The organism is Veillonella sp. CHU740, from assembly GCF_003992055.1.
Taxonomy (GTDB): Bacteria; Bacillota; Negativicutes; order Veillonellales; family Veillonellaceae; genus F0422.
On sequence record NZ_RQVD01000009.1, the window covers coordinates 1 to 25,320 of the forward strand.

At 42.4% G+C, this 25,320-nt stretch carries 15 protein-coding genes; 1 reads left to right on the forward strand and 14 read right to left on the reverse strand.

Features of this window, described 5'->3' with window-relative positions; genetic code table 11:
* From EO115_RS05855 to ileS, 11 genes are all read right to left on the reverse strand, one after another.
* Positions 1-92, reverse strand: a 92-nt coding sequence (locus EO115_RS05855) for a GTP-binding protein (protein WP_018590913.1), incomplete at its 3' end; no start/stop codon positions are given.
* Between the two features lie 81 nt (positions 93-173).
* Positions 174-2,249, reverse strand: a complete 2,076-nt coding sequence (gene fusA / locus EO115_RS05860) for an elongation factor G (RefSeq protein WP_126938037.1) — start codon at positions 2,247-2,249, stop codon at positions 174-176.
* A 20-nt stretch (positions 2,250-2,269) separates the two neighbouring features.
* Positions 2,270-2,740, reverse strand: a complete 471-nt coding sequence (gene rpsG / locus EO115_RS05865) for a 30S ribosomal protein S7 (protein WP_009353884.1) — start codon at positions 2,738-2,740, stop codon at positions 2,270-2,272.
* A 46-nt stretch (positions 2,741-2,786) separates the two neighbouring features.
* The gene (gene rpsL / locus EO115_RS05870) at positions 2,787-3,161 is read right to left on the reverse strand and encodes a 30S ribosomal protein S12 (protein WP_009353904.1); all 375 of its coding nucleotides are present in this window, start codon (positions 3,159-3,161) and stop codon (positions 2,787-2,789) included.
* A 75-nt stretch (positions 3,162-3,236) separates the two neighbouring features.
* The gene (locus EO115_RS05875; protein ID WP_126938038.1) at positions 3,237-3,482 is read right to left on the reverse strand and encodes a ribosomal L7Ae/L30e/S12e/Gadd45 family protein; all 246 of its coding nucleotides are present in this window, start codon (positions 3,480-3,482) and stop codon (positions 3,237-3,239) included.
* Positions 3,483-3,939: 457 nt separating this feature from the next.
* Positions 3,940-8,184 carry a DNA-directed RNA polymerase subunit beta' gene (gene rpoC, locus EO115_RS05880; RefSeq protein ID WP_126938039.1) on the reverse strand — a complete coding sequence of 1,415 codons (4,245 nt, stop codon included), beginning with the start codon at positions 8,182-8,184 and terminating at the stop codon, positions 3,940-3,942.
* Between the two features lie 32 nt (positions 8,185-8,216).
* A complete protein-coding gene (gene rpoB / locus EO115_RS05885; protein ID WP_126938040.1) occupies positions 8,217-12,383 on the reverse strand; it encodes a DNA-directed RNA polymerase subunit beta in 4,167 nt (1,388 codons plus the stop codon).
* A 409-nt stretch (positions 12,384-12,792) separates the two neighbouring features.
* The gene (locus EO115_RS05890; protein WP_126938041.1) at positions 12,793-12,990 is read right to left on the reverse strand and encodes a DUF362 domain-containing protein; all 198 of its coding nucleotides are present in this window, start codon (positions 12,988-12,990) and stop codon (positions 12,793-12,795) included.
* A 57-nt stretch (positions 12,991-13,047) separates the two neighbouring features.
* Positions 13,048-16,266: an autotransporter outer membrane beta-barrel domain-containing protein gene (locus EO115_RS05895; RefSeq protein WP_126938042.1), complete on the reverse strand. Its 3,219-nt coding sequence runs from the start codon at positions 16,264-16,266 to the stop codon at positions 13,048-13,050.
* A gap of 246 nt (positions 16,267-16,512) precedes the next feature.
* The gene (locus EO115_RS05900) at positions 16,513-17,046 is read right to left on the reverse strand and encodes a cysteine hydrolase family protein (protein WP_126938043.1); all 534 of its coding nucleotides are present in this window, start codon (positions 17,044-17,046) and stop codon (positions 16,513-16,515) included.
* Positions 17,047-17,147: 101 nt separating this feature from the next.
* Positions 17,148-19,982 (reverse strand): isoleucine--tRNA ligase, encoded by a 2,835-nt coding sequence (ileS, locus tag EO115_RS05905; protein ID WP_126938108.1) that lies wholly within the window; start codon positions 19,980-19,982, stop codon positions 17,148-17,150.
* Positions 19,983-20,534: 552 nt separating this feature from the next.
* Between ileS and EO115_RS05910 the strand changes: the two genes are divergently transcribed.
* Positions 20,535-21,734 (forward strand): MFS transporter, encoded by a 1,200-nt coding sequence (locus EO115_RS05910; protein WP_126938044.1) that lies wholly within the window; start codon positions 20,535-20,537, stop codon positions 21,732-21,734.
* Positions 21,735-22,048: 314 nt separating this feature from the next.
* Here the strand turns inward: EO115_RS05910 and EO115_RS05915 are convergent, their stop codons facing one another.
* From EO115_RS05915 to hemB, 3 genes are all read right to left on the reverse strand, one after another.
* A complete protein-coding gene (locus EO115_RS05915; RefSeq protein ID WP_126938109.1) occupies positions 22,049-22,864 on the reverse strand; it encodes a sulfurtransferase in 816 nt (271 codons plus the stop codon).
* A 163-nt stretch (positions 22,865-23,027) separates the two neighbouring features.
* The gene (gene hemL, locus EO115_RS05920; RefSeq protein WP_126938045.1) at positions 23,028-24,323 is read right to left on the reverse strand and encodes a glutamate-1-semialdehyde 2,1-aminomutase; all 1,296 of its coding nucleotides are present in this window, start codon (positions 24,321-24,323) and stop codon (positions 23,028-23,030) included.
* Between the two features lie 21 nt (positions 24,324-24,344).
* The gene (gene hemB, locus EO115_RS05925) at positions 24,345-25,319 is read right to left on the reverse strand and encodes a porphobilinogen synthase (RefSeq protein ID WP_126938046.1); all 975 of its coding nucleotides are present in this window, start codon (positions 25,317-25,319) and stop codon (positions 24,345-24,347) included.
* Position 25,320: the final 1 nt, after the last annotated feature.

The following is a 25,320-nucleotide window of genomic DNA, read 5'->3' on the forward strand; positions in this document are numbered from 1 at the left end:
GCTGCTGTTAAAGTAGTTTTACCATGGTCAACGTGACCGATAGTACCAATGTTAACGTGTGGTTTATTACGTTCAAATTTTGCTTTTGCCATTTTGAATTGTCCTCCCGGATAATTAAAACTTTATGTATAGTAACCCTATGGGGCTAAGCGCCCCACAGGATTTACTTTTGATTAGCCATTTTTCTTAGCTTGAATTTCTTCAGCAATTTTCTTAGGCACTTCTTCGTAATGATCGAATGTCATGGAGTAGTTACCACGACCTTGTGTTTTGGAACGAAGGTCAGTAGCATATCCGAACATTTCGCTCAATGGAACATATGCTTTGATATGTTGGGAACCGTTGCGAGCTTCCATTCCATCCATGCGGCCACGACGGGAGTTTAAGTCGCCGATTACATCGCCCATGTATTCTTCTGGAACTTCTACTTCAACAGCCATGTATGGTTCAAGTAATGCTGGGTCAGCTTTACGAGCACCCTCTTTGAAGCCCATGGAGCCTGCAATTTTGAAGGCCATTTCAGAGGAGTCAACATCATGGTAGGAACCGTCAAATACGATAACTTTGATGTCAACCATTGGATAACCAGCGATAACACCGGATTCCATAGCCTCTTTAACACCGTTCTCAACTGGTCCAATGTATTCACGAGGAATAGAACCACCAACAACTTTATTTTCAAATTCGAAACCAGCACCTGGTTCTTGTGGAATGATTTCCAACCAGCAATGACCGTATTGACCTTTACCACCAGATTGGCGAACGAATTTACCTTCAGATTTAACTGCTTTACGAATTGTTTCGCGGTACGCTACTTGAGGTTTACCTACATTACATTCAACCTTGAACTCACGGTTCATACGGTCAACAATGATGTCAAGGTGAAGCTCACCCATACCAGAAATAATTGTTTGGCCAGTTTCTTCATCAGTACGAACTTTGAAAGTTGGATCTTCTTCAGCCAAACGAGCTAAAGCCATACCCATTTTTTCTTGGTCCGCTTTAGTTTTTGGTTCCACAGCAACGGAGATAACTGGTTCTGGGAATTCCATGGATTCAAGAATAACTTGCGCTTTGTCATCGCAAAGTGTATCACCAGTCGTAGTATCTTTAAGACCTACTGCAGCAGCGATATCACCAGCGTATACGCGGTCGATTTCTTGACGGCTGTTAGCATGCATTTGCAAGATACGGCCGATACGTTCTTTTTTGCCTTTAGTAGAGTTGAATACATAAGAACCAGACTCTAATGTACCGGAGTACACACGGAAGAACGCTAATTTACCAACATAAGGGTCAGCCATGATTTTGAAAGCTAACGCAGCGAAAGGACCGTCATCTGTGGAAGGACGAGTAGTCTCTTCACCAGTGCTAGGGTCGATACCTTTGATCGCTGGTACGTCTGTTGGAGCTGGCATGTAGTCAACTACAGCATCTAGCAACATTTGTACACCTTTGTTTTTGTAGGAAGATCCGCAAAGAACTGGGAACAATGTGTTTTCACACACTGCTTTACGAAGAGCCGCTTTAATTTCTTCTTCAGAAATTTCTTCGCCTTCTAAGTATTTTTCCATCAATTCGTCGTCAGTTTCAGCCACTGCATCCACCAACATTTCACGGCGTTCAGCCGCTACGTCTGCGTATTCTTCAGGGATTTCAGTGATTTCGTATTCTTTTCCGTCATCACTGATGTAGATTTCAGCTTTCATAGTTACCAAGTCAATGATACCTTTGAAAGTATCTTCTGCACCGATAGGTACTTGGATAGCAACGCTATTTGCACCTAAACGAGTTTTCATCATATCAACTACGCGGAAGAAGTCAGCACCTACTGTATCCATTTTATTTACATAAGCGATACGAGGTACGCCGTATTTATCCGCTTGACGCCATACTGTTTCAGATTGAGGCTCAACGCCACCTTTAGCACTGAATACAGCTACGGAACCGTCTAGTACACGAAGGGAACGCTCTACTTCTACTGTAAAGTCTACGTGACCAGGAGTATCGATAATGTTGATGCGATGACCTTTCCATTGGGTAGTAGTCGCAGCGGACGTGATAGTGATACCACGTTCTTGCTCCTGCTCCATCCAGTCCATCGTAGCAGCACCTTCATGTACCTCACCGATTTTGTGAACTCGACCAGTATAGTAAAGGATACGTTCCGTTGTGGTTGTTTTACCAGCATCGATGTGAGCCATGATACCGATATTACGAGTTTTCTCTAAAGAAACTTCTCTTGCCACTTGTATATCTCCTTAACTAATTACCATTTGTAATGAGCAAATGCTTTATTAGCTTCTGCCATTTTATGAGTATCTTCTTTTTTCTTAATAGCTGCGCCAGTGTTATTGAACGCGTCCATTAATTCGCCTGCTAAACGTTCTTTCATAGTGCGTTCACCACGAAGACGAGCATAGTTTACCATCCAGCGAATACCTAGAGATAAACGGCGATCAGCACGAACTTCAACCGGCACTTGGTAGTTAGCACCACCGATACGGCGAGCACGTACTTCTAATACAGGCATTACATTTTTTAAAGCCTGATCAAAAACTTCCATTGGGTCTTGACCCATTTTGGAACGAATAATTTCAAATGCATCATATACGATGGATTCAGCAATGCCTTTTTTGCCATCGTACATTACTTTGTTAATGAAACGTGTTACTAATTTGCTATTGTATACCGGATCTGGTAGTACATCGCGTTTCACAACAGGGCCTTTTCTTGGCATGTCAATTCCTCCTTTAACGATGTGTGTTTTCTAATCTTATGCTAAATTATTTTTTAGCACGTTTCGCGCCGTATTTGGAGCGGCTTTGCATACGGTTTTGTACGCCAGCTGTATCCAATGCACCACGAACGATGTGATAACGCACACCCGGAAGGTCCTTAACACGTCCACCTCTGATAAGTACAACGCTGTGTTCTTGTAAATTGTGACCAATGCCTGGGATGTATGCAGTTACTTCAATACCGTTTGTCAAACGAACACGGGCAACTTTACGAAGCGCGGAGTTCGGTTTTTTAGGCGTAGCTGTGTATACACGAGTACATACACCACGTTTTTGTGGACACTCTTTCAAAGCTGGAGAGTCAGATTTACGCACTAAAGTTTTACGGCCTTTACGTACTAACTGGTTAATAGTTGGCATGTGGGCACCTCCTTTCCAAACAATTAGATTTATAATTGATCCGCTCAACAATATGTCGCTCGGATATTACCAAAACTAGCGAAGCACGCCGATTGCAGCGGCTCCTACCTTAATGTGAGCAGCCTGCCCTAGTTCCTCCATCGTATGATCTCGGTTCACAGGCACGTTGTGCTCTAAACAAATTTCCAGAATCGGCAAGATAAGTCGGTCATCGCTATCAAGACCTACAAATACACACTCTACTTCATCACGACTCACGGCTTTTCGCGTTTGTTTCGCTCCTATTGTGAGATTTGCATTTGAAAGCATATCGATTGTCATATGCGTCTCCTTCTCATTCGTTACTCGCTTTAGGGCACACTGTCCCTTAGGCACTCTAATAGTTTACCACCCTTTATAGGTCATGTCAAACGATTTTATGTCCCTAAAAGTGCTGTATCAAGCCATTTTATATGTACATGCTTCCGTGTGGTTCATATATTTTATTTTTTGCATAAATAATATCTATTTTATACAAAATTTATTATTTTTATGTATATACATTCATTTTCTTTTCTTTAATTAATTCTAGCTATGCAAAATTGATATACTTGTTTTTTATTTTTTAGGTTGACTACATTATTTGTCTTTTTAGGGAATACAAAAATAGCGAATAACCATACTTTTGTAGGTTATTCGCTATCATTGTATCTAAGATATCATCTCTATACAAGGAAGGTATTACCTTTCACTTGTATAGAACTAGATATCTAAGAATCTACGTCTCTTGAAGTATTGACTATTCGTTTGTTTCAGATACTACTTCTTGAGATGCTTCACCAGCACTTACTACTTCTGTATCTACTACTAGATCTTCTAGTTGCGGATTTTGTTTCACTACTTTAATCTTGCGATAACGGCTCATACCTGTACCAGCTGGTATCAATTTACCAATGATAACATTTTCTTTTAAGCCAAGTAATGGATCAATTTTACCCTTGATCGCTGCTTCTGTAAGAACACGTGTTGTTTCTTGGAAGGAAGCTGCTGACAAGAAGCTGTCTGTTGCCAAAGCTGCTTTAGTAATACCCAATAGTGTACGTACGCCAGTGGCTTCTTGTTTACCATTTAAGCGTAAACGACGGTTTTCATCTTCAAATGTATTCACATCGATAGAATCTCCTGGTAATACATCTGCATCCCCAGCATCCTCAATTTTTACTTTATGTAACATTTGTCGAACGATAACCTCGATGTGTTTATCGTTAATTTCTACACCTTGAGATTTGTATACTTTTTGTACTTCATATACTAGGTAACGTTGCGTTGCTTCTGTACCCATAACACGCATAATGTCATGAGGGTTAATGGAACCTTCTGTTAAACGTGCACCTAAAGATACTACATCTCCATCTTTTACGATGATACGCGATCCGTAAGGGATTAAGTAATCAAACTCTTCACCCTCAGCTGTAGTAATGAAGATTGTATTGGTACCTTTTTTATTATCGTTAGGAACGACACGTACAGTACCTTCTACTTCTGCAATAATAGCATTACGTTTCGGACGACGTGCTTCAAACAATTCTTCGACACGAGGCAAACCTTGTGTAATATCGTCACCGGCAACACCGCCTGTGTGGAATGTACGCATTGTTAACTGTGTACCTGGCTCACCGATGGATTGTGCTGCAATAATACCTACTGCTTCACCAACTTGTACTTGTCCACCAGTACCTAAGTCACGACCATAACATTTCATACATACGCCATATGGAGAACGACAAGTCAATACAGAACGGATTTTCACTGTGTCGTAATGTTTTACTACTTCATCAGCTAATTCATCAGTGATTTCACCATTCAATGGAACGATAACTTCACCAGTTTCTTTATTGATTAATTCTTCTGCTGCTGTACGGCCCACGATACGATCTTTCAATGGTTCGATAACGCCAGTACCTTCCACGATAGCTTCTACTTCAATGCCATGAATTTCATTATTGCGAACTTGAACTTCTTTTACATCGGAGTTCAAGATAGCTTCGATACCTTCTTCTGTCAATGCTGTATGCGCAGGAAAGATTTCTACACCTTCACTATCGATAACAGGATACACAGTATCTTTACCCAACATATTTTCAACCATTGTGTTGCGTAATGTGGTACGAATCGTATCGTCCACTTCACCTAATGCAATAGTTTGAACAATGTTAGTATGGTTGATATCACTATCGCTACCCAATTGTGCGCCACGCAATGCGATAGATTTCACTTGAGATTCTGCCAACGCTTCGATGGTTGCTTCTGTTACGATGCTTTCAGCGTCAGCAATCACTTCACCAGTCATAGGATCCACTACATCACGATCTAATACACGACCGATTAAATCATCTTTCAAGTATGTCAACGCATCTTTTGTATTGCGCGCTAAGCGAGCTCTTTCACGAGCCAAGTCAATACCTACTACGTCGCAGTCTTCTTCACGAACAATTACGTCTTGGGATACGTCAACAAGACGACGTGTTAAGTAACCGGAGTCAGCTGTACGAAGGGCTGTATCGGCCAAACCTTTACGAGCACCATGAGAGGACGTAAAGTAATCCAATACAGTCAAACCTTCTTTAAAGTTCGCTTTGATCGGTAAGTCGATGATACGACCAGATGGATCCGCCATCAAACCACGCATACCCGCCAACTGACGGATCTGTTGTTTGTTACCACGAGCACCGGAAATCGCCATCATATATACTGGGTTGAAACCGTCTTGGTCAGCCGCCATATTATCCATCATGGCTTCTGTTACATTATCGATTGCTTCATTCCAAAGATCGATCGTTTTACGGTAACGTTCTTCTTCTGTAATTAAGCCACGACGATATAGACGGGATACTTTATTAACTTCTGTATCTGCTTCTTCTACGATACCAGCTTTTACTTCTGGTACTTTGATATCCGCAATAGCAATCGTCATACCAGCACGACGAGCGAAGGAGTAACCCAAGGATTTAATACGGTCAAGCAATTCTGCTGTTTTTTCGTTGCCGAACGCTTGGAAACATTGGTCGACTAATTTACCAACCATTTTCTTATCCATGACTTTACCCAAGGACCATGTGCCGTCTTCTTCTTTCACAAATTGACGGATTTCTGGATATAAAGCTTCGTTGAAAATCAAACGACCTGCTGTTGTTTTCACTAGACCATATCCTTCGATACGAATGTAGATAACGTCTTGCAATCCGATGACTCCAGCTTCATAGGCCAACATTACTTCGTCATAGTTCGCAAAGCGTTTTGCTGTATCTTCAGTGCCTTTACGAACTACTGTTAAGTAGTACGTACCCAAGATCATATCCTGAGATGGAACCGCTACTGGCTTGCCATCTTTGGTGGATAAGATATTATGGGATGAAAGCATCAAGGTACGTGCTTCCGATTGTGCTTCTACTGACAATGGTAAGTGACATGCCATTTGGTCACCGTCAAAGTCGGCGTTGAAGGCTGTACATACTAATGGATGCAATTTGATAGCACGGCCTTCCCAAAGGATTGGTTCGAAGGCTTGGATACCTAATCTATGCAACGTAGGGGCACGGTTTAATAATACTGGATGTTCTTTGATAACTTCTTCTAAAGCTTCCCAAACACCAGCACCGATACGTTCTACTTGACGTTTTGCTGCTTTAATATTGCTTGCTTGTCCACGTTCTACCAAGCGTTTCATCACGAATGGTTTGAACAATTCCAATGCCATCTCTTTTGGAAGACCACATTGATGCATTTTCAATTCTGGGCCAACTACGATAACGGAACGGCCGGAATAGTCAACACGTTTACCCAACAAGTTTTGACGGAAACGACCTTGTTTACCTTTTAACATGTCAGACAAGGATTTCAATGGACGGTTGCCTGGACCCGTTACAGGACGGCCACGACGACCATTGTCGATCAACGCATCTACAGCTTCTTGTAGCATACGTTTTTCGTTGCGCACGATAATGTCAGGAGCGCCTAAATCCAACAAACGTTTTAAACGGTTATTACGGTTGATAACACGACGGTATAAGTCATTCAAGTCAGACGTGGCAAATCGACCACCATCTAATTGCACCATTGGACGCAATTCAGGTGGGATAACTGGTACTACATCCATAATCATCCATTCTGGGCGATTACCAGATTGACGGAATGCTTCTACTACTTCTAAACGGCGAACGGCACGTACTTTACGTTGACCTGTAGCAGTTTCCAACTCAGCACGCAATTCATCGTTCAATGCTTCTAAGTCTAATTCGCAAAGTAATTCTTTAATCGCTTCTGCACCCATGTCGATACACACGAATGTGTTCTCTTCCAAGGCACCAAGCTCTAATTTTTCTTCCCGAGTTAATACTTCGTATTCTTTTTCTTCTTCTGGAATTTCAGTGTTCGCTGCCAACTCTGCATTGACAGCTTCTTTGTGCTTAGCAGAATTGATCAATTGCAAACGCTCACGACGTTGTGCAATGGTTTCAATGATGACACTTTTACCAGCGATTTTGTAATCAGCATCATTAAACATCGCTTCGTATTCACGGAACTCAGTTTCAAACAACAATTGTTGTTTAGACAATGGAGATTGACCTGGATCCACTACGATATACGCAGCAAAGTACAATACACGTTCCAAGGAACGAGGGGATATGTCAAGGATCAATCCCATACGAGATGGGATGCCCTTGAAATACCAAATATGAGACACTGGTGTAGCCAATTCAATATGACCCATACGTTCACGACGTACTTTAGCACGAGTGACTTCTACACCACATTTATCACAGACAACACCTTTATAACGGATGCGTTTATATTTTCCACAATGACATTCCCAGTCCTTTGTTGGTCCGAAAATGCGCTCACAGAATAAACCATCTCGCTCTGGTTTTAAGGTGCGGTAGTTAATTGTTTCAGGTTTTTTAACTTCTCCATGAGACCACTCCAAAATTTGTTGTGGCGAAGCTAAACCGATTCGCATGGAATCAAATTCATTTACGTCTAGCACTGTATGCTCCCTCCTTTACGAGATAGTGGTACTTACTCATTATCAGAAGATTCTACATAGCCGCTGATTTGGCTGATGATATCGTCTTCTTCACCTGCTGTCACAGGTTCTTCTTCTACAATATATCCGTCAGGTGTTCCTTCTACTGTGGAACTTTCTCCTTCCGCAGTCGCTTCTGTTGTACCTTCTTCCATCACTTCACGAATATCATCATGACGTGGTGCATCATCTTCATCTAACTCTTTGATGACAACTTCTTCTTGATCTTCGTTCAAGATTTTTACGTCAAGACCGATACTTTGTAACTCTTTCAATAATACTTTGAAAGATTCAGGTACGCCTGGTTCAGGAATATTTTCACCTTTAACGATTTTTTCGTAAGCTTTTACACGGCCCACAACATCGTCAGATTTCACAGTTAACAACTCTTGTAATGTATAGGCTGCGCCATACGCTTCAAGAGCCCACACTTCCATCTCACCGAAACGTTGTCCACCGAATTGAGCTTTACCACCCAATGGTTGTTGCGTAACAAGGGAGTACGGACCTGTAGAACGAGCATGGATTTTATCATCTACTAGATGGTGAAGTTTTAACATGTATACGTAACCAACGGTAACTTTGTTATCCATTTTTTCGCCTGTACGGCCATCGTATAATATAGTTTTACCATCATCATCACGACCAGCAATACGCAATGTATCGAATACGTCACTTTCATGAGCTCCGTCAAATACCGGTGTTGCAATATGAATACCAGCCACGTCAGGTTTTGGCATACCATATGTGTCATAGTCATAACCATATTTTTCCAACTCAGCTCGTAAGTGACTGCGTTTTTCTCGAACATGGTGAATCGTTTCGATCACAGTAACCACTCGACGAAGTGCGTGCAACTCTTCTGCTAATGCTTCTTCCATTTCTGGACGTTCTGCGTCTACATCATCAAATGTTTCAATACCTAATTCATAGATACGTTTTTCTTCTGCTAATAAGAAGTCATAGCGTGTTTGTCCGCCCAATTCTTCAAATTTTTCTCGGCTACGGTTAAGAATTTTATCTAAGGCTACTACTTTTTGGCTGTCGATTTGTTTATCTGTTTCCAAGTAGTTATTGATCGTAGGATCTGCGATGGCTTGTTCTAAGCTTTCAATTTCAGCATAGATATCTTTAATACCATCGATTTCATCCCAATATGCACCATTAAGTTTTGCTTCGTTCAAGACTTCTTTGATTTTTAAGTCTGTTGCTTTAATTTGCATACCTAAGCCTTGTACAGCCCAACCTAAATGAGTTTCCAATACCTGTCCAATGTTCATACGAGACGGTACGCCTAATGGGTTCAATACGATTTGTACTGGTGTACCATCTGGCAAGAATGGCATATCTTCTTGGCGCATAACGCGAGAAACGACACCTTTGTTACCGTGACGGCCCGCCATTTTATCGCCTTCGTGGATTTTACGTTTTTGCGCAATATACACACGAACCACTTTATTTACGCCTGGTTGCAATTCGTCGCCATTTTCACGAGTAAAGATTTTAACGTCCACAATTTTACCTGCTTCACCATGTGGCACACGCAAGGAAGTATCGCGAACTTCACGTTCTTTATCGCCAAAGATAGCACGCAATAAGCGTTCTTCTGGAGTTAATTCAGTTTCCCCTTTAGGAGTTACTTTACCAACTAAGATGTCACCTGGTTTTACTTCTGCACCGATGCAGATAATGCCTTCTTCATCCAAGTTTTTAAGGTTATCATCGCCAGTATTTGGCAATTCACGAGTAATTTCTTCGGCACCTAGTTTCGTGTCACGAGCATCACATTCGTATTCTTCAATATGGATGGATGTGTAGATATCTTCTTTACAAAGTTCTTCACTTAATAAGATCGCATCCTCGTAGTTGTAACCTTCCCAAGGCATGAAGGCAACCAACACGTTGAAACCTAATGCCAATTCGCCACCATCTGTAGCTGGACCATCTGCCAATACTTGACCTTTTACAACGGATTGACCACGGTATACAATTGGTTTTTGGTTAAAGCATGTAGATTGGTTAGAACGCATGAATTTATTCAATTTATATACGTCTACACGACCATTGTCACGTTGTACATGGATTTCATGGCCCCAACAACGTGTAACAATACCAGCTTCTTTTGCTAATACGCAAACGCCGGAGTCTGTCGCCGCTTTGTATTCCATACCTGTACCTACTAGCGGTGCTTGCGCACGAAGTAAAGGCACTGCTTGACGCTGCATGTTCGCACCCATCAAGGCACGGTTCGCATCGTCATTTTCTAAGAATGGAATCATAGCAGTACCGATAGATACTACTTCTTTTGGACTTACATCCATATAGTCTACTTTATCTGGAGATACTTCTAATACGTCATGACCACGACGACATGCGATATGTTCAGACACGAAGTAACCTTCTTCATCAATGCGAGAGTTCGCTTGGGCAATTGTCATGCCTTCTTCTTCATCAGCTGTCATGTATACAACTTGGTCTGTAACGCGAACTTTTATAACTTTATTAGCTTCATCACCAGTACCATATACTTTTTCAATTTTACGGTACGGTGCTTCAATGAAACCAAATTCGTTCACTTTCGCATAGTTGGACAAGGAGTTAATCAAACCGATGTTTGGACCCTCTGGAGTTTCGATTGGACACATACGGCCATAGTGGGAGTGATGCACGTCACGAACTTCGAAGCCTGCGCGCTCACGAGACAAACCACCAGGTCCTAACGCAGATAGACGACGTTTATGTGTCAATTCGCCCAATGGGTTAGTTTGGTCCATGAACTGGGACAACTGAGAAGAACCAAAGAATTCTTTGATGGCTGCCACAACTGGACGGATATTCAATAAAGCTTGTGGAGTAATCACAGATACGTCTTGGATTGTCATACGTTCTTTTACCACACGTTCCATACGAGTTAAACCGATACGGAATTGATTTTGTAACAATTCGCCTACGCAACGAAGACGACGGTTGCCCAAATGGTCGATATCGTCAGTTTGTCCAATGCCTTCGATTAAATTCATCATGTAACTTACGTTGGCAATCATATCTTCACGAGTCACTGTACGATGGCTGAATGGCAAGTTGCTGTTGTTACAGATTACTTTTACTACAGTACCTTCTGTATTCACTACGAAGAACTCAGGCACTACATCGCCACTGTACACACCGCTATTGGCTACTACATCAAGAACATCTTCGTTCACGTATGTACCAGCATCTACGATGATTTCCCCATTTTCGTCTACGATTGGTTCCGCCAATGTTTGACCGAACAAGCGTTGACGCCAACCTAATTTTTTATTTAATTTATAACGACCCACACGCGCTAAATCATAGCGACGAGCGTCAAAGAATAAGTTATCGAATAAGTTACGAGCACTTTCCACAGTTGGTGGTTCGCCTGGACGAAGTTTTTTGTAGATTTCTACTAATGCTTCATCAGCAGATTGTGTGCTGTCTTTTTCTAATGTACGAAGTAAACGTTCGTCGTATTCTGGATGACCGTTTTCGTCCACTTGTCCATTCCAGAATAATTCCAAGATGGATTCGTTAGATTCCCAACCCAATGCACGTACTAATACAGTAGCTGGCAACTTACGGTTACGGTCAATACGTACAGACACGATGTCATTCGCATCTTTTTCTAACTCAATCCAAGCACCACGGTTTGGAATCACTGTAGAATCATACAAACGGTTACCCATTGTATCGATGCTGCCACCATAGTATACGCCTGGAGAACGAACCAATTGGGATACGATAACACGTTCCGCACCATTGATGATGAAAGTTCCTGTATCTGTCATCAACGGGAAGTCGCCCATGAATACTTCTTGTTCTTTAATATCTGGATTTTCTGGATCATTGTTAACGAGACGAACATTGACACGCAAAGGTGCTGCATAAGTTGCATCACGGTTTTTGCATTCATTAATGTCGTACTTCGGCTCTCCAAGGCTGAATCCCTCAAAGGAAAGAGCTAGCTTTCCCGAATTGTCTTTAATCGGAGAAATATCGTTAAAAATATCTTGTAAACCGCTCTCTAAAAACCACTCATAAGACTTGCGTTGCACGTCTAACAAATGTGGCATTTCGAGAACTTCGTTGATCTTAGCGTAGGTATATCGAGTACGCTTACCCACCTGCTCAGGTTTGAACATGTTCTTTTCACCCCTCATAAAAATTGGCTTACATATTCTATAACGGTATGACTGCAGACGATTCCAGGTCTCAGTTTTCCTGCTGACCAATGACAAAATAAGCAAGGCTCGTAATTTTTTCTTGTGAACCTTGCTTTCCTCATTTCAGCACAACCTTGGATATATTCCTTCATCAATTCAATGTTATAGTTACTTTTTTGCAATTAAATATTATAATCTTCTTCTATCTATTTGTCAAGAACTATTATACTGAAAGTCTCTCATATATCTACAGTAGTCAAACATTTGTGACACAATCTCTTAAAAATATATGTTAGAGATGCTCTGTTATACATTCAGATAACCAGTACTTCCCTAATACATGGCCATATACATAGGTATACAAAGAAGGACTTGGCACACAAACGCATTATTCGTTCGTATCCAAGTCCTTTTCTTTTACCATCTGCACGGCGCCCACTGGGCATATGGCATAACAATCACCACAGTGAATGCACGCATCCTGATGGATAACATAGCGATCACCTTTGCGTGTAATAGCCTGTGTTGGGCAATCCATAGCACACCCTGCGCAACACACGCAGGTGTCTTTAATATGAAAGTACATAGGCAAGCCTCCTAGTCTTAGTATACTACGAGGCTTGCTATTCGCCTATACCATAGATTACCAAATATATTTCACACTTACATTACCGCGATACCCTTTGTAGTATGCGCCACCTAAGTTTCTTTCAAAGCGTACATCACCGTAAATATACACGCGGTCGTTTTTACGCCATTGTAAACCTAAGCCTAGTTCACCAATTGTACTGCCATACGTTCCACGGAATGCATCTTGGCCAATATGAACCTCATTGCCTTTTGTGAATGTTCTCCACACATTAGCTACGCCATAGACTGTGCGTGTAGCCACACCTTCCTTATTGTAGTTATCACGGGAGAAACGAAGTCCTAAGCGACCTACCAAATTGGAATGTCCGCCATGAGATACTTCTTTATCAGTACCATGAATACCATGAAGGTTCACATAGCTGTACACCAATTGTGCTTGTGGCTCAATGATGATACGTCGGCGGTCGTTTTCACGATTGATGTACGGATGACCGAATTCAATGGAACCAGCAAAGCCCCAACCAGATTGTGTTTCTCTGTCATGGCCTACCGCTTCATAGGTGTTGCGGAGCCAGCTGAATTGACCTACTACATCCATGTACTCTTCGTGTTTGTTATATTTTGTCCGTGTAAGACCTAGGGAAAGATTGCGAACTTTGCCAACGCCTGTTTGCAAGTTTGTCACTTGTTTACCTTGGTCATCTGTATTGAAATTATCTTGGAAGTTCACGCCACCTTGTTGGTAGGCTACATATCCACTATTCACACTTGTGGAGCCGTCTTCTTTCGTTTTCACATTCCAATCACGGCCCAATTGAATACCATGCGTATGCAATGTGTAGCCAAAACGATCATCAATATGGCGGCCATAATCTTTCAATACTTTTGCCCAGAATGGATGATCATCACCCTCTTCATGATGGGCATACATAACACGGCTCATTGGATAGGATTCCATATGACGTTGTTCATGTAATACACGTGGGTTTTCACTACGACGTTCATGCAAGGTGCGCAAAATTTGACCCATCATACGAGAGTTTACATCTGGCATTTGTACATAACCAGGCGTACGTTTATCTAAATTAGGCGTTTTATTCAAGCCCATCAATGTCCAGAACCACTCATGTTTGCCGTCTTTCACACGATGCGCCAGTTTCAATTCACCTGCGCCAGTTGTTTTAGCCACCCCTGTGAAAGCCCCTTCTTCGCTGGATTCTACATCAGCACGAACCACTGGTACTGTATTTTTCGTTAAGTCTGCTGCAATGGAACCAATAGACCCATCGATCACAGCTTCTGTGCCATCTGCTGCCACAGGTACTACTGTGGTAGATCCTTTCGCAGTGCCTGTAATATGCACTAAATCGGATACGGAGTTAGCCCCTTCTTCATCACCAGGAGAATCCCACTTCGTATTCATTTTGATAAAGCCATCTTTACCTGTGTAGTTACCATTCAATGTCAATACATCTTCATAGGATTTGTTAACTGTGGTAATAATACCGCCTTCATTTTTGAAGTCAGATACAGTAGTACCATCTTTTTGTACTGTTGTCACTGTATATTCTGCTTTCGCATCATCTGTTAAGTTCGTACCCGCATCAAGAATACCACCATTAGACAATGTCACTGTAGTAGCTGTAGACTCTTGCGCCCCTGTCAAATCTTCTTTCTTCGCTAATTTCCAAGCCGCTTCTTTATCGACTGTCATATGTAACGTAGATTCTTTATCGGCATGGATTAAACCTGTAAGGACAGCTTTATCTGCAATCGTTGCTGTTAATTCAGACGTAGCTCGGTCTGTTTCTACAGTGGCCTCAGCATTTTCAGATTTAGCGCGAATAGCCCAACCTTTTTTCGCTGCTGTGGCTTCAGATAATTCGCCAGTTAGGTTGAATTTGGCATTTTTGACGTTGAACGCCCCTGTTTGGAAGAATCCTTCAATTCTACCACGAACACCACGCACGCCAAATCCTTCTGCACTTTTCGCAAGAGCATACACTTCACCTTCTGCCTTATGACGAGCATTGGCTAAGATTAAATCATCTACTTCACTAGTAGTGCTCACTTTTGTGTTGGTTAGGTTGACTACACCATTTTCATTGTCTGCACCACGAGTTAACATTTCCTTATTATCACCAAGGATTGTCACATTCACATTAGCTAAATTTTCATAATCAATGGTATCAAATACTACACCATTCGTACTAGCTTTAATAGTCGATGCTTCTTTTGTATTTTGACCAGTTACGAGCAGCTTGGATCCTTTTTCAAATAGACGGACTGCCCCAGATCCTCGATGTAGTTTTTCTTCTGCATCAGTTTTAAACAAATAGGTGCCATCAACGCCAGTAGTATCCAAATCTAGCTTACCATTCACTGTGACAGTAGCATTTCCTACTGTACCAGAATCTTTTGGTTTACCGATTTTAATCCCAGCAGAGTTAATACCTGTTGCTGTTACCTTAATATTAGTATTACCATCAAATACAGCAGATGCATCATCACCAGAAATGTAAAGGCCTACATTGTAATCCGCTACTTTATCTGCACTTACATCATCTACCGTCACATTCACATCACCTGTGGCGTGAAATTTAGGGACAGCCCCATTAGAACGATAGATTTTAATACCAGACATCTGATATCCATTGAGGAAATCACCTTGTGCTTTTACATTCATGAAAAAAATTCTACGTTCTATACTTAACCCATTCGTATAATGACCTTTTACAGTATCTGCCGTATTATTCACCTTAATGGTGGCATTGTTCACTGTGAAGTCAGTTTTATCCCCTTCACCTTTCCAATTATAGCCTACTGCCACACCATAGGCAGCGTCACTATCTGGACTATTACCTGTATTTGGATTACGGTTGGACTTCGTCACGGTTACGTTCAAATTTTTAATATCCGCCGTGGAGCTACCACGTACAATCATACCTTTAGGGCGATTGTTAACAGCGTCGTCCCCTGGCTTAACAGTAATCGCAAGGTCATTGGCCGTTAATTTTCCGTTGATCACATTGATACCTAAACTCTCATCAGATTTATTATCCATAGTAAGGTCTATGTTTTCTGACCCAGTAATTGTTAGATTACCACCTACTACTCCTACGCCATCTTTAATGAACGTATCTGTTCCCCCAGCTACTGTTTCCTCAGCGGTATAATTTGTTTGGTTTTGTAGTGCCCCATAACTCACACTCGTCGTCAGGGCATACGCTGCTAATAGCGCCCCCATTGTCATCATACTGCGTTTTCTCATGCTTCTTCTCCTTGCTCGCCTATTATTACATATAACACTATTTCAGATAAAATAAATACTTTTATTATGTATATATATTTTTTACTATGTTTTTATTATCATATATCACATGTACAACTGTCAAGATGTGGAGCACACTCAAATACTACCTACCTAGACCTATTATGCATACATACAAAAGAGGAATGCCGACTCATCAGCATTCCTCTATCTATTGTATTCTGCTCCGTTATGCTAGCATATATATTATTCTTCCACAATGCATTGGCACATCTTCATCGTCAACAGTGCCGCCTCATGGGATTCTTGGGTCACCCCTGCGCAACATTTCGGATCCACATGAAGAGGAACTTCTGGCAATCCTGCTTTTAGAATCAAAGCATTGGAAACCACGCAAATATCCGTACATAAACCAATCAAAGTTAAGGATTCGATAGGTTCCTCTTCGTGCATTCCTTTAAGATGAGCCAACAAATCTAAGGACCCAAAGTTAGGTTTATCTAGTACATCCACCCGTTGACCTCGTTCACGAGCCACTTCCAACAGGTCATCTACAATCTCCCAACCTTTGGTGCCACGGGCACAATGTTCCACTGGCAAATGTTTACCCTCTTGGCTTTCAAGATAACCCCCATCATGGGTATCACGAGTGAACACAATGGGACCAGTAAAGTTGCGAATTTTTTCACGTACCGTCGGTACAATGGCCTGTGCCTGCGGTGAACCTAATGTTCCATCAATAAAATCATGTTGCATGTCTATCACAATCAATACGTTCATAGGGCATCTCCTTTGTTAGAAAGTAGGCAAGGAAATGATACACTCCCTTGCCTTACCTAAATTGATAGTACTTGAACCTTTGACTACTTATGCTATTGTCATTATCCTTTGACTACGTCAGCACAACGAGCACATAATGTTGGATGATCCCCATCTTGACCAACTGTGTCGCGGTGAATCCAGCAACGTTCGCATTTTTCTAACTCAGAAGGAGTTACCACGATGGATAATGCTCCGTCTTCTACTGTCACTGCGTTGGCTGGTGCATTGTTACGGCCTTCCACTACATGCGCTTCAGACACGATCAACAAGCTAGCTAGGGAACTGCCAAATCCAGTCAATGCTTGGTACGCGTCGTCATCTGCATACACAGTGATGGATGCATCCAAGGAGTGACCAATAGCTTTATCACGGCGAGCCCCTTCTAAAGCTTTTGTCATTTCGCTACGAAGGTCTAGCATCGTCGCCCAGCGAGCGGACAATTCCTCGTCCACATGGTCTGCATGACCTTGTGGCCAATCTGCTAACATCACGCTTTCTTCCATACCCTCTTCTTTTGGCATGTATTGCCATACTTCTTCGGCTGTGAAAGAAAGAACTGGGGAGACCATTTTCACTAATGTTGTCAAGATTTCGTAGATTGCAGTTTGCGCACTACGACGAGCTACGTTGTTTTCTTTCTCTGCGTACATAGTATCTTTCAACACGTCTAAGTAGAAGGAAGATAAATCAACGGTACAGAAGTTATGGATCGTATGATACAAAATGTGGAATTCATAGTTTTCATAAGCATTCGTTACTTTTTGACGAACTTCTTCTAAACGATGTAACGCCCAACGATCTAATTCTGTTAAATCTTTGTAAGCTACTTTATCTGTGTTAGGGTTAAAGTTGTCTAAGTTACCCAACAAGAAACGGAATGTGTTACGGATTTTACGATATACTTCCGCCAATTGTTTTACGATGTCTTTGGACAAACGCACATCTGCTTGGTAGTCTGCAGAGGATACCCATAAACGCATTACGTCAGCACCGTGTACATCAATGATGTCGGAAGGAGCTACTGTATTGCCTACAGATTTAGACATTTTACGACCTTCCCCGTCCACTACGAAACCGTGAGTCAATACAGCATTATATGGTGCATGACCACGTGTAGCGATACCTGTTAACAAGGAAGAGTTGAACCAACCACGATGTTGGTCGGAACCTTCTAAGTACATAGCGCAAGGTACATCCATTTCGTTTTGTTCCAATACGCCAGACCAAGAGCTACCGCTGTCGAACCATACGTCCATGATATCTGTTTCTTTGTGGAAAGAATCATGTCCGCAAGATGGACATGTGAATCCTGCTGGCAATAATTCTTTCGCTTCATGAGCCCACCAAGCGTTGGAGCCTTCTTTGGCAAACCATTCTTGCAAAGAAGAGATCGTATCATCATTGATGATGTGCTCTCCGCAATGGTCGCAATAGTAGATAGGAATTGGCACACCCCACGCACGTTGACGAGAGATAACCCAGTCCCCACGGTCTGCAATCATGTTATAAATACGGTCATGACCCCATTTAGGAATCCATTGTACTTGTTCGTCGATGGCTTTCAAAGCTTCTTGACGGTAGCCATCCACGGAAGAGAACCATTGTTCTGTAGCACGATAGATAACAGGATTTTTACAACGCCAGCAATGAGCATATTGGTGACGGATATTGCCTTTTTGTACCAACGCACCATTGTGAGCCAAGACTTTGATCACTGGCACTTCTGCATCATGGATTTCAACACCAGCTAGTGGTTGTTCTGTATCACCATAACGAGGTTCATCTACTTTCGCAATGTAACGACCAGTAGCATCTACTAAAGATAAGATATCGAAATCGATTTTACCAGCATCTTTATAAGCTTTCACTACATTAAAGTCATCTTCACCATGAGCAGGAGCAGTATGTACGCAACCTGTACCAGCATCTAATGTAACGTGAGAACCCAACAAGATAGGAGCATTACGATCTGCAAATGGATGTTTAAAGTTCGCCAATTCTAATTCGCTACCTTTGAATGTGTTCAACACTTCATAGGATTCTACGCCCATTTCTTTGGTAGCTGTTTCGATTAATCCGTTTGCTAATAACCATGCTTCATCGCCGATTTTCACCCAAGAGTAATCTAACTCTGGGTTCACAGAAATCGCTTGGTTGGCAGGCATTGTCCAAGGAGTTGTTGTCCAGATAACGGAGAACAATTTGCTAGTGTCAAAACCTGCTGGCAATGTGCTGTCAGCACCATTTACGTAAGCAAATTTAACATAGATGGAGAAAGATTTTTTCTCAGCATATTCGATTTCCGCTTCTGCTAAGGCAGTTTCACAATGGGTACACCAGTATACAGTTTTCAAACCTTTGTAGATGTAGCCACGCTTCGCCATTTCACCGAACACGCCGATTTGTTTCACTTCAAATTCAGGGCGCAATGTCAAATACGGACGGTCCCATTCACCAAGTACACCAAAACGGATGAAATCTTTCTTTTGTTCTTCTACACAGTTCAATGCGTATTCACGACATTGATTGCGAAGGTCTAATGGACTCATTTCATGACGATTCAAGCCAGTGTTTTTGATAACCGCATGCTCGATAGGAAGACCATGTGTATCCCAACCAGGAATATATGGTGTGTAATGGCCTTGCATCGTTTTATATTTCATCACAATGTCTTTTAATGTTTTGTTCAAGGCATGACCGATGTGCAATTTACCATTCGCATAGGGAGGGCCATCGTGTAAAATGAAAGACTTTTTACCTTTATTTTTAGCTAAGCGTTTTTCATAAATTTTATTATCTTCCCAAAACTTGATAAATTCTGGTTCGCGCTTTGGCAAATTACCGCGCATAGGAAATTCTGTTTCAGGCAAGTGCAACGTCTTACCATAATCCACTTCATTAGACATTGTATTTCTCCTCTCAATAAAAAAAGCACCCGCTCCCCGAAGGGACGAATGCAAATCCGTGGTACCACCCTACTGATGATTCTTATGAAAGTTACCCCCAACGAATCATCGCTCAAACATATAACGGTGTCCACCGATGTGAGTACCCCCAGTACGGGCTCCCCAACATATACTCAAAAGTGATCCGCCATGCATTCACCCATGAGGCTTTCACCATCCCTCACTCGCTCGGAGCTACCTTGCATGACCGTCTTTATCAACGTATTAACATATATCGTTGTCAATTACAGATACAATTATATACTATCTGCAGAGTACTTGCAATAGGTCTAAACGCATTTCTATACGTACACAATAAACGATATATCCTATAACCATAATACCATTATTGAATGATATTTATGAAAGTATATTTAGAAGTTAAAAATAGCCATTATATTTTCACATATATCTAGTGTTGGGGGTATAATAAATCTCACTGATATGCTACCATAAGTACATGGATGATTACAGTTTTACACCACGCACATAGGAGTCAACATGGAACTTTGGAAACGCACATTATATGTTTGTTTATTTGGTGCCTTCATGGCATCAGTGGGGCTTAGTCAAGCAGCCCCTCTCATTCCGTTATATTTACAAGACCTAGGGGTCCACGATCAGGCGGACCTCGCCAATTGGTCTGGCCTCGCCATGGGCATGACCTATCTTATGGTGGCCCTCTTCGCACCCTTTTGGGGCAAGCTTGCGGACCGCAAAGGGCGCAAACTCATTCTATTGCGCGCTAGTCTTGGGATGGCTATTACCAACGCTCTTCTCGGATTTGCCCAAGCTCCCGAACACATCGTTATCATACGGATTCTAAACGGAATGATTTCCGGATTTTTCTCTGGCTCCATTACCCTCGTAGCTACGCAAACGCCACAAACACAAACAGGTTGGGCTCTTGGACTCCTGTCCGCTGCCAACCTCGGTGGCTCCCTCTTAGGTCCCATGATCGGTGGTTACATCGGTGGACTCTTTGGCATTCGGTACGCTTTCTTCATCGTATCTGCCTTACTGGGGACAGCCTTCTTGTCTACCTTATTCTTTGTGAAAGAAGAATTTACACCACAACCAAAGGGGACATCGCAATCACTGGCTACGTTGAAAGCATCCATTCCCGACTGGAAAGGGTTGATCTATATCTCTATAGGTTCCTTTATCTTTGCTTTCACCACTATGGCAACGGCACCGATCCTATCTGTATTCGTGCAACAAATCGTGGGGCAAGGGGCAGAGCACATTGCCCTCTTGGCGGGATTAACATTTACCGTAACAGGTTTGGCACAAATGGTGGCTAGCTCCGTCCTCGGTAAATACATCGACAAACTAGGTCCTCGATTTATCCTTTGGACAAGTTTCATCTATGTGGGCCTCGTGACCATACCACAAGCCTTCGTCAATAACATCTACACCTTGTGTATCTTGCGATTCCTACTCGGTATCGGCCTAGGCGGATTATTACCAGGTATTAACACCTACCTATCGAGCATTACCCCGAAAGCATTTGCAGGGCAAGTCTTCGCCTATAACCAATCCACCTTATTTATGGGCTACTTCATCGGATCCTTGGGCGGTTCCTTCATCGCATCCCAATGGGGCTTCGGCACTATGTTTATCACCACAGGGGCGATTATTGCACTGACAGGAGTGTTCTTGAAAGTTACACTGGGACGCACACAGACAGCAAATCATTAATTACGCTCCTGTAAAATACTGTATATTTTGAAACACTATATACTCCGCATTATATGAGTTCTTTACTACTTAGTATCTACTACACAATATATACTCATAAGGACACACCTTCGAGAAACTATTAAAAAATAAATACAATATAACAAAACAGAGGTCTTATTCCAAAGGCCTCTGTTTTTTATCTTATTTTATTAAAAACATTTTATATATAAATCTAATCTACTACGGCCATATGTGTAGCATACATTACGCTATAGTAGTACTTTACACACTTACGAATCAGTACCCGCTATACTGACAACATCAAATCAAAACTATAATGTATTCACCCCTGTCTCCAACGGGAATCCTTCGTAAGTCACCCAATCGCTAGAACTACCTACGTACATAGCAGGTTCTACACCAATTTCAGCAAGAACAATCATCAAGTTCGCTGCTGTCACACCAGATCCACAATAGGTAACGATAGGTTTTTCCACCTTAGCTAAGTCGCCGTAGGCTTGTTCTAATTCTGCAATGGGACGTACGCCATCAGAGGTAAAGCCCCATTCGTAGAAATGGTTGATCGCCCCTGGAATATGTCCTGTCATACCATCCATGGTATCCACTACAGATCCATCGTACCGTTGTGGTGCCCGTGCATCGATGATGACATGACTACCTGTTTGGCTAGCTTGTAATACTTCATCACGGCTCATCACTAAATGCTCTTGCAATGTGTACTGTAATGGTTGTGGATTTGCCACAGTAGGTGTAGATTCTTGTGTCAACGGATACCCCTCACGGTACCATCGTTCAATGCCACCCGCTAGGACTTTCACATTGGTGAAACCCATGTATAGTAGCAAAAACCGTAAGCGACCAGCAAAGGAAATCCATGCATCGTACACCACAATGTGCGAATCCATGGTCACACCGCATTCACTCAATCGTTGTGCTAATACGGACATATCTGGCACTGGATGACGACCGCCGTGCACGCCTAATGGTCCGCTCATATGCGCATCCATATCGATGGCAAAAGCCCCTGGAATATGCGCTGCTGCATAGGCATCAAAGCCTCGTGCATCGAGGACCACCACTCTATTTAATTGTTCTTGTAATTCTTTCGGAGAGATTAAAATACTCATCATTACACCTCCTATATAATAAAAGAATGCCATACACTCTCTATAATCTAGTGTAACATAGATTATCTTCGATGTGTATGGCATTTCTATTCATACGTGTATTCTGTTAGGTGATATTGATTCCCGTCAGTTTCCAATACTTTGAAAACCGTCAGTTCTCCTACTATCCCTTAATCGTTTGAAACGCTTCCTTCGCAATTTGCAATGTGTATGCCAAGTCTTGTTCGCTATGACATGTAGACAAGAAGTTGCTTTCATATTGGCTGGCTGCATAATAGATGCCACGTTCCAAGTTGTAATGGAAGAATGTTTTAAACGCTTCCATATCGCAAGCACTGGCATCATCAAAGTTATGTACCGCTTTGTCCGTGAAGAACAGTGTAAACATAGAGCCCACACGTTGTACCACCACAGGTACGCCTACTTCTTTCGCCGCTGCTTCTAATCCTTGGCAAAGCAATTCCGTAGATTCCTCTACTTGACGGAATGCATTCGGATGTTTTTGCAACATTGATAAAGTAGCTAGACCTGCTGCCATGGCTACAGGGTTACCACTCAAGGTGCCTGCTTGATACACAGGACCGGATGGAGCGATGGCAGACATGATCTCTTTCTTACCACCGAATACTGCCATCGGTAAACCGCCGCCTACGATTTTACCTAAGCATGTCAAATCTGGGATGACATTGTAATATTTTTGTGCTCCTCCAGAACTAGAACGGAATCCGCACATCACTTCATCAAAGATGAGGACTGCGCCGTGCTCTGTCGTTACTTCACGCAAGGTTTCCAAGAATCCTTCCACAGGAGGCACACAACCCATATTACCTGCTACTGGTTCTACGATGATGGCTGCGATGCTTTTGCCATGTTCTGCAAATAATTGGCGAACCGCATCAGAATCATTGTACGGCAAAGTAATCGTATCTCCTGCCACACCAGTTGGCACACCTGGACTGTCAGGCACACCAAAGGTAGCTAAGCCGGAGCCAGCTTTCACCAATAAACTATCGCTATGACCATGGTAACAGCCAATGAATTTCACAATTTTGTCACGACCTGTATAGCCACGAGCCAAACGCAATGCACTCATGGTAGATTCTGTGCCGGAGTTCACCATGCGCACCATTTCCATCGACGGATAGAAAGCTTGGATTTTCTTCGCCACTTCTGTTTCTAGTAGCGTTGGCGCCCCATAACTAGTACCGCGAGGGATGGCTTCCAAAATGGATGCGACAATTTCAGGATTCGCATGGCCTAGAATCATAGGACCCCAAGACAATACGTAATCGATGTATTCATTGCCATCAATATCGTAAATGCGAGATCCACTGGCAGAACTGATGAAAGGAGGATTCCCCCCCACACTGCGGTAGGAGCGAACAGGACTGTTCACGCCGCCCGGCATATATGTACGAGCCTCTGCAAAGGCTTGTTTTGATTTTTCTAAACTAAACATAATGGCTCCTATATTTCCACACTATTTTTCTTGTAGCCAACGTGCCACATCAAGGGCATGGTAAGTAATAATCATCTTTGCCCCTGCTCGTTTCATGGATAACAAGGTTTCTAAAGTAATGCGTTTTTCGTCCACTAAACCTGCTGCTGCTGCCGTTTTAATCATGGCATATTCACCGCTGACATTGTAAACGGCTAATGGGCAATCGAAGTTGTCTCGCACTTCGCGTACGATATCCAAATAGGATAAAGCCGGCTTAATCATGATGATATCCGCCCCTTCGATGATATCTTGTTCCACTTCACGCAAGGCTTCTAAACGGTTAGCCTCGTCCATTTGGTATCCTTTACGGTCCCCAAAGCCAGGTGCCGAATGGACTGCATCACGGAATGGACCATAATAAGCAGATGCATATTTCGCCGCATAACTCATGATCGATACATGGCTGAATCCCTCTGCATCTAAAGCTTCACGGATCGCCGCGATACGTCCATCCATCATGTCCGATGGCGCCACCATGTGAGCGCCCGCTTTCGCATGGCTCACTGCTACATTGCACAACAATGGCAACGTCGCATCATTGATGACTTCATGATGCTCCACATGACCGCAATGACCGGTAGATGTGTATTGGCATAAGCATACATCAGAGATCACGATTAGGTCTGGTACTTCTTTGCGAATGGCCATAATCGCTTGTTGTACCGGTTGTTCCATGTCCCACGCAGAAGAACCATCTTCATCTTTGTAAGTAGGAATGCCGAAAATTTCCACACCCTTGATACCTAAGTCATAGGCTTCTTTCGCCAATTTTACAGCCTCATCCACGGACACATGGTATTGTCCTGGTAAGGAAGAAATTTCTTCTTTCACTGCTGTTCCAGGAACAATAAATATAGGATAGATTAAATCATCTACTTGTAATGTTGTTTCACGAACCAACGCACGCATGGCTGGATTAATGCGCAATCGTCTTGGTCTATTTCGTAATTCCATA